The organism is Candidatus Sodalis sp. SoCistrobi (genome assembly GCF_900143145.1).
Taxonomy (GTDB): domain Bacteria; phylum Pseudomonadota; class Gammaproteobacteria; order Enterobacterales; family Enterobacteriaceae; genus SoCistrobi.
In genome coordinates, this window is sequence record NZ_FRDB01000164.1 from 1 (window position 1) to 6,769 (window position 6,769).

The 6,769-nt window shown below is 57.7% G+C and carries 7 protein-coding genes; 4 read left to right on the forward strand and 3 right to left on the reverse strand.

Annotation, left to right across the window (positions count from 1 at the left end; translation table 11 throughout):
* Positions 1-180: 180 nt before the first annotated feature.
* On the reverse strand, positions 181-1,236 hold the full coding sequence (locus CINSTRO3249_RS11225; RefSeq protein WP_074013348.1) for an oxygen-dependent tRNA uridine(34) hydroxylase TrhO: 1,056 nt from the start codon (positions 1,234-1,236) through the stop codon (positions 181-183).
* A 245-nt stretch (positions 1,237-1,481) separates the two neighbouring features.
* Between CINSTRO3249_RS11225 and CINSTRO3249_RS11230 the strand changes: the two genes are divergently transcribed.
* The 3 genes from CINSTRO3249_RS11230 to mdtG all read left to right on the forward strand — a co-directional run bounded on the left by CINSTRO3249_RS11230 (position 1,482) and on the right by mdtG (position 5,074).
* Positions 1,482-2,579: an NADH:flavin oxidoreductase/NADH oxidase gene (locus CINSTRO3249_RS11230; protein WP_074013349.1), complete on the forward strand. Its 1,098-nt coding sequence runs from the start codon at positions 1,482-1,484 to the stop codon at positions 2,577-2,579.
* Between the two features lie 165 nt (positions 2,580-2,744).
* Positions 2,745-3,668, forward strand: a complete 924-nt coding sequence (locus CINSTRO3249_RS11235) for a Kdo(2)-lipid IV(A) acyltransferase (RefSeq protein WP_074013350.1) — start codon at positions 2,745-2,747, stop codon at positions 3,666-3,668.
* Between the two features lie 179 nt (positions 3,669-3,847).
* Positions 3,848-5,074, forward strand: a complete 1,227-nt coding sequence (gene mdtG / locus CINSTRO3249_RS11240; protein ID WP_074013351.1) for a multidrug efflux MFS transporter MdtG — start codon at positions 3,848-3,850, stop codon at positions 5,072-5,074.
* 119 nt (positions 5,075-5,193) lie between these two features.
* Here mdtG and CINSTRO3249_RS11245 read toward each other — a convergent pair whose 3' ends face one another.
* Positions 5,194-5,628, reverse strand: a complete 435-nt coding sequence (locus CINSTRO3249_RS11245) for a hypothetical protein (RefSeq protein WP_074013352.1) — start codon at positions 5,626-5,628, stop codon at positions 5,194-5,196.
* 655 nt (positions 5,629-6,283) lie between these two features.
* Between CINSTRO3249_RS11245 and CINSTRO3249_RS11250 the strand changes: the two genes are divergently transcribed.
* Positions 6,284-6,511 (forward strand): BRO-N domain-containing protein, encoded by a 228-nt coding sequence (locus CINSTRO3249_RS11250; RefSeq protein ID WP_074013353.1) that lies wholly within the window; start codon positions 6,284-6,286, stop codon positions 6,509-6,511.
* Positions 6,512-6,522: 11 nt separating this feature from the next.
* Here the strand turns inward: CINSTRO3249_RS11250 and CINSTRO3249_RS11255 are convergent.
* Positions 6,523-6,769, reverse strand: a 247-nt coding sequence (locus tag CINSTRO3249_RS11255; RefSeq protein WP_143146887.1) for an integrase core domain-containing protein, incomplete at its 5' end; no start/stop codon positions are given.

Here is a 6,769-nt window from a genome sequence, read left to right on the forward strand (position 1 = left end):
TATGCTGTTTAACCAGCGTCTGATATCGGCGGGTAAGGCGAGAGTCAATCCCGCCAACAGATAGGTTGAAATCATTCTGCAAAGTAATAACAGGTATCACGATAAATGTGTAGATACCTATGCTTCAACGGCAGGCCCGAGCCATCGGCTAATCGCCTCCCGTCGACGGCAGGCGCGACGCTATTCCTGCGCCGGATCGTCGCCCGTTAGCGTCATCTGCAGGCGTTCACGGGATTTGTTGAATATTTTCATGCCATTCTCCCGGCCGGCGCGGCGCGCGCGCTGCTCGGACAGCGGCAGCGACAGCTCCTCCTGGCAGGTCACGCTGCAGCACCCTGCATAATGTTCGGCACAAACGGGGCATTGGATGAACAGCAAGTGGCAACCCTGATTACGGCAATTGGTATGGCTATCGCAGGGGGCGCCGCATTGATGGCAATGGGCGATAATATCCGGCGTGATCCGCTCGCCCAAACGTTCGTCGAAGACAAAATTTTTGCCGGTAAACTTCAGCGGTAAACCTTGTTCCCGCGCGCGACGGGCGTATTCGATAATCCCGCCTTCCACGTGGTAGACATTGTTAAATCCGTTATGCCGCATCCAGGCGCTGGCTTTTTCGCAGCGGATCCCGCCGGTACAGTACATCACAATTTTCTTATCTTTATCATGCTGCAGCATTTCCACCGCCATCGGCAGTTGCTCGCGGAACGTGTCCGAGGGGATCTCGATGGCCTGGTCAAAATGCCCCACTTCATACTCATAGTGATTGCGCATGTCGACAAACAGCGCTTGGGGATCGTCCGCCAGGGCATTGACCTCTTCCGCTTTCAGATAACGACCCACATTAGCCGGATTAAACGTGGGATCGTCAATACCGTCGGCGACAATGCGCGGCCGCACTTTCATGCGCAGCACCCAAAAAGATTTACCGTCGTCGTCCAAGGCGACATTTAACCGCAGCCCATCCAATTGCGGATGTGCGGCGTACAGCGCCTCACGCATTGCGTTAAAACGGCTTTGCGGCACGCTGATTTGCGCATTGATTCCCTCAGCGGCGATGTAGATGCGGCCGAAAACCTGCAGCGCCGTGAGCGTGCGGTAGAGTTCATCGCGGAAGCCCTGCGGGTCACTCAAGGTGAAATAGCGGTAAAACGAGGCGGTGGTGCGCGGCTCGCTTTCGGCTAACATGCGCGCCCGTAATTCCTGGTTGGAGACCCGGTTATGTAACACTGGCATGGTGTACGTTCCTGTCGCTTGTCAAATTATCGGCGGCGGCCACCCCGGCCGCCGGGCCGCATTTTACCGCATTGACGCCAAAGCGCCAGCCACGGCGCGAAATTCCCCTTTCCCGACCGGACTGGACGTGCTCCCGCCAGGGCAATGACTTGACGATACCCCCGCTGGGCGATCACTATTAGTGGTGACACGTGTCGGTTCCGGGGTTCTCCCCGCCCGGCCATTCATCGATGAGAGGCGCGCTAATGAGTCACCTGTTCAGCCCTATCACTTTGGGCAACCTGCAGCTTGAAAACCGTATCGTTATTGCTCCGATGTGCCAATACTCCGCCGTCGAGGGAGAGGCGACCTCCTGGCATACCGTACACCTCGGCCATCTGGCGCTGTCGGGCGCTGCCCTGTTGATCCTTGAGGCCACCGCGGTCAATCCGGTCGGGCGCATCTCCCCACAGGATCTGGGTTTGTGGGACGATCGCACCGAGCGCGCCCTGGCGGCCGTGGTGGAGACGGTAAAAACACATTCCCCGATTGCGCTCGGCATCCAGCTGGCGCACGCCGGGCGGAAAGCGTCTACCGCGCCGCCCTGGTCCGGCGGGGGGCCTATCGCTTCCGGGCAGGGCGGTTGGCAAACGGTCGCGCCGTCGGCGCTGGCCTACGATGGCGCATCCCCCGCGCCCCAGGCGTTGAGTCTTGATGAGATTGCGGCGCTGAAAGACGAGTTTGTCACCGCCGCCCGACGCGCACAGCGTATCGGTTTTCAGCTCATCGAGCTGCACGCCGCCCACGGCTATCTGTTGCACCAATTCTTGTCGCCGCTCACCAATCAGCGCGACGATCGCTATGGCGGCAGCCTGGAAAACCGCATGCGTCTGACGCTCGAAGTCTTTCAGGCGTTGCGTCAGACGCTGCCGTTAACCATGGCGGTGGGGGTGCGCATCTCCGCCACCGACTGGGTTGAGGGCGGCTGGGACGAGGCGCAATCCGTGGCGCTGGCTCAGGCGCTAAAAGCGGCGGGTTGCGATTATATTCACGTCTCCAGCGGCGGCCTGTCAGCGCAGCAGCGTATCAGCGTCGGTCCCGGCTATCAGGTGCCCTTCGCCAGACGGATCCGGCAGCAGACCGGGCTTACGACCTTCGCGGTCGGTATGATAACCGAGCCGGAGCAGGCGGAGGCTATCATCGCCAACGGCGACGCGGACGCTATCGCACTGGCTCGCGGCGGGTTATACGATCCTCGTTGGCCCTGGCATGCAGCCGCCAAACTCGGCGCCCACGTGCAGGGGCCCAAGCAATATTGGCGCTGTGAACCTCATGAGGTTAAGGGGTTATTTCGCCGGCCGTAGCGTTATTCACCGCTTATTGCACAGAAAGCGCGCGCGCTTAGGCCAATAATGCCCATAGCGCGACGCTTTATTCCACCGCAGCAAAAAAAATGCCAGAATATTGCAAGGTATTAACGGCACGAATGAAAAGACGGACTAACCCGTTACATTCGCACTTGGGACGCTATGACCACACTTCCTGTTTTTAATCGTTCTTTGCTGCATCCGCGTTATTGGATAACCTGGATGGGCATCGGGGCGCTTTATTTGCTGGTGTTGCTGCCTTATCCGCTGCTCTATGCCTTGGGCACTCGTCTGGGACGGCTGGTAATGCGCTTTATGCGCCACAGAGAGGCAATCGCTCGCCGCAACTTGCAATTATGTTTTCCCGCTATGCCGGATGCGGAACGTGAAGCGCTGCTGCGGCAGAATTTTGAATCGGTCGGCATGGGCCTTATCGAAACCGGCATCGCCTGGTTCTGGCCTGACTGGCGCATTAACCGCTGTGTTTCCGTTAGCGGCCTGGAGCATATCGCCGGCGCGCGCGCGGAAAATAAAGGGATGTTGCTTATCGGCATGCATTTTCTCACCCTTGAACTGGGGGCGCGGATTTTTGGCATGTATAACCCCGGCATCGGCGTTTATCGCCCCAACGACAATCCGCTGTTGGACTGGCTGCAGACCTGGGGGCGTATGCGTTCCAACAAATCCATGCTGGACCGTTCGGATATCAAAGGCATGATCCGCGCCTTGAAAAACGGCGATATCATCTGGTATGCGCCGGATCACGACTATGGTCCGAAAAGCAGCGTGTTCGCGCCGCTGTTCGCCGTTCCTCAGGCCGCGACCACCGCCGGGACCTACCTGCTGGCCAAAACCGCCAGGCCGGCGGTGATCCCGTTCATGCCGCGCCGTTTGCCCCAGGGGCGCGGATATGAGCTGCTGATCCTGCCCGATGAACGCGACATGCCGCTGGATAGCGATATTGCCGCCGCCAGCTATATGAATAAGGTGGTGGAGCAGGCGATACTGCGAGCGCCGGATCAGTACATGTGGCTGCATCGGCGTTTTAAAACCCGCCCGCCCGGCGAGCCTTCATTGTACCGCTGATGCCTGCCGCGCCGGCCTGCGCCGGCGCGGTAATGGCGAATAGCCGCGCAAAAAACGGCCGGTGAAATTGCCCCTGTTGTCCTTTGGGCGCATACTGTGTCCCTGAATTAATCTCCCCCGGCGAGAGCGTTCCCAGCCCTGTTGTGTTGTCGACAGCCGTAAATGTGTAACAGGACGTCATGACGCCGGCACCGACATTCATAAATTGGAAACGCAATCTTTTCGTGGCCTGGCTGGGCTGTTTTCTCACCGGCGCCGCATTCAGTCTGGTCATGCCCTTTCTGCCGCTCTATGTTGAATTACTCGGGGTATCCTCTCCCGAAAAACTGAATATGTGGTCCGGCGCGGTGTTCAGCATCACCTTTCTATTTTCCGCCATTGCATCACCGATTTGGGGCGGCCTGGCCGACCGGAAAGGCCGCAAAGTGATGCTGCTGCGCTCGGCGTTGGGCATGGCGATTGTCATGATGCTAATGGGGCTGGCGCAAAACGTTTGGCAGTTTTTAGTGCTACGGGCGCTGCTCGGGCTGCTTGGCGGCTTCGTGCCCAACGCCAACGCGCTAATTGCCACCCAAGTGCCGCGCAATAAGAGCGGCTGGGCTCTCGGTACGCTGTCCACCGGCGCGGTCAGCGGTGCGCTGATAGGCCCGCTGATTGGCGGCCTGCTGGCGGACCTCTATGGTTTACGGCTGGTCTTTTTCATTACCGCGCTAGTGCTGCTGGTCTGCTTTATCACCACCGTGCTGTTCGTTCAGGAGCGTTTCACCCCGGTGCCGAAAAAAGACATGCTCTCTGGCCGGCAGGTACTGGCTTCGCTGAAAAATCCGCGTCTGGTGCTGAGCCTGTTTGTCACTACGCTTATCATCCAGGTCGCGACCGGCTCCATTGCGCCCATTCTCACCCTGTATGTCCGCGAACTGGCGGGCAATTCGCAAAATCTGGCCTTTATCAGCGGCATGATTGCCGCCGTTCCCGGCATGGCGGCGTTACTAAGCGCGCCGCGTCTGGGTAAGCTCGGCGATCGCGTCGGTCCAGAACGCATATTAATTAGCATGATGGCGTTATCGGTCCTGCTGCTGATTCCCATGTCATTCGTGCAGGCCCCCTGGCAGCTGGGCCTATTGCGCTTTTTGCTGGGCGCCACCGATGGCGCGCTGCTGCCGGCGGTGCAAACCCTATTGATTTATAACTCATCCAGTCAGGTTGCGGGCCGTATTTTCAGCTACAACCAGTCGTTTCGCGATGTGGGCAACGTCAGCGGGCCGCTGCTCGGCGCCTTTATCTCGGCCAGCTACGGTTTTCGGGCGGTGTTTTTTGTCACGGCGCTGGTGGTGATGTTTAACGTGGTGTATTCCTGGTGGAGTCTGCAGCGCAGCGCGGCACGCATCAAATTACCGCGTGATTGAGCGCCTGAAAAAGGGCGGCACGTATAAACGCCGCCGCCAAAATCGGCCGTCGCAAGGGGGATTGACGACCGGCTGTTGCCGGGGCGCCCGCCATGGGGCACCCTGTAAACCTGAGCTTTTTATGGCTGTGGCGCGTTCTGTCCCGGTTTTGGCGCCGATTTACCGCCGTGCTCATCCCCGGCGCCCGGACCGTGGTCCGGTATCGCCACAACGGCCACCCGCACCTGATAATGCACGCCCTTGGCGGCTGGCGGCAGGATGCTAGTCAATTTCTGCAGGCTATCCGCCGGATTTTCGCTGGCCATCGAGGCGCAGAAAAGCTCACTGCCGTGGCAAAAACCCTCACCGTGGCCGCCAGGACCGCCGGGACCGCCGCGAAGCCTCGGGAACGGCGGTAACGGCATTACCTGCGGGGGCTGACCGTATTGCGCGCCAGGGGGGATAGGCGTCGGGGTATTGCCGGCGCCGGCCGGTGGCGCAGCCAGCGCGCCGAGGCTCGCCACCCCGGCGGTGGTCATTAGGGCCATAGCCAATAATGTTTTGCGCATCATCATATTTTCTCCTTACATCGGGTTTACCCCTTCACTGTAGCGGCTCCTGGCTGCCCGGTGCTGACCTTTGCGAAACCTTTACCCCTTCCCGCAACCTTCTTTGCAAAATCCCGTCGCCGGAAACATTCTTGGGGTAATCAGCCGCTTATCGGGCCACCCTCCCTCTGTCACGCCGCCAATAACGTTTTTTTCTTCTGCTATCTACTGTGCAGCAGCATAAAAACACATAAAAACACATAAATATCAATATCTTGAAGGATTTCTCAGATCAAAAAATAGGCGACAAAACACAACAATACACGACATTTTTATCAATAACTTACAGCTCATTTCGACCTGCCGACCACGCCAGAATCACCCAAATTTGACCGCAGAACTCCCCACATTTGACGAAGGAAATCCCATGCGCTATAGTCGCTTTGCACCTGCAAAATCAGGTGCCGGGATTGACCTCCTGCCGTTTACACCGCGACCATAATGACACGCCGCGAGCGTGTTTTTTTTATGGTCATCGCCTAAGCACATATCAATGGTAGCTCAGGCGGGGGAGCCGTAAGGCTCGCCGGTGGTGTACCGGTAAGGTCAACCCTGTCTGGGCTACCACCCAAGATTGACCTCGAAGGTGGTAGCGAAACCGCTTACACCGTTGGAGGTCACCATGACCGCATTAGCTGTTACTCCGTTCTCTTTTGAGAATCATGAAGTCCGCACCGTTGTTATTAATGGTGAACCGTGGTTCATTGCTTCTGATGTTTGCTCCGCTTTAAAAATATCCAATGTCAGTGATGCCCTTTATAAACTCGATGATGATGAAAAATTGTACCTCGGTTTAACCGAGGCACAAAAAATAGACAAAATGAATAACCCCGAGTTTATTAGAGAGTAATTTTGGCAATACTACGCCGCTTCCTCTGATGCTAATTGCAAAGCGTAATAGTTCATTTCGGCTTCAGTAGGAGGGATGTAACCCAGCCGCCCGAGCAGCCTTCTGTTGTTGTACCAGTCCACCCAGTCCACCCAGTCCACCCAGTCCAGCGTGGCCAACTCCACTTCCGTCCGGTTTTTCCAGCTCCCGCGGTGGATAACCTCCGTTTTGTACAACCCGTTGATACTCTCTGCCATCGCATTATCGTAGGAGTCGCCG

Coding starts and splice junctions, on each gene's coding strand:
- CINSTRO3249_RS11250 (WP_074013353.1), top strand. CDS start 6,284: ATGACCGCATTAGCTGTTACTCCGTTCTCTTTTGAGAATCATGAAGTC.
- mdtG (WP_074013351.1), top strand. CDS start 3,848: ATGACGCCGGCACCGACATTCATAAATTGGAAACGCAATCTTTTCGTG.
- CINSTRO3249_RS11225 (WP_074013348.1), bottom strand. CDS start 1,236: ATGCCAGTGTTACATAACCGGGTCTCCAACCAGGAATTACGGGCGCGC.
- CINSTRO3249_RS11230 (WP_074013349.1), top strand. CDS start 1,482: ATGAGTCACCTGTTCAGCCCTATCACTTTGGGCAACCTGCAGCTTGAA.
- CINSTRO3249_RS11245 (WP_074013352.1), bottom strand. CDS start 5,628: ATGATGATGCGCAAAACATTATTGGCTATGGCCCTAATGACCACCGCC.
- CINSTRO3249_RS11235 (WP_074013350.1), top strand. CDS start 2,745: ATGACCACACTTCCTGTTTTTAATCGTTCTTTGCTGCATCCGCGTTAT.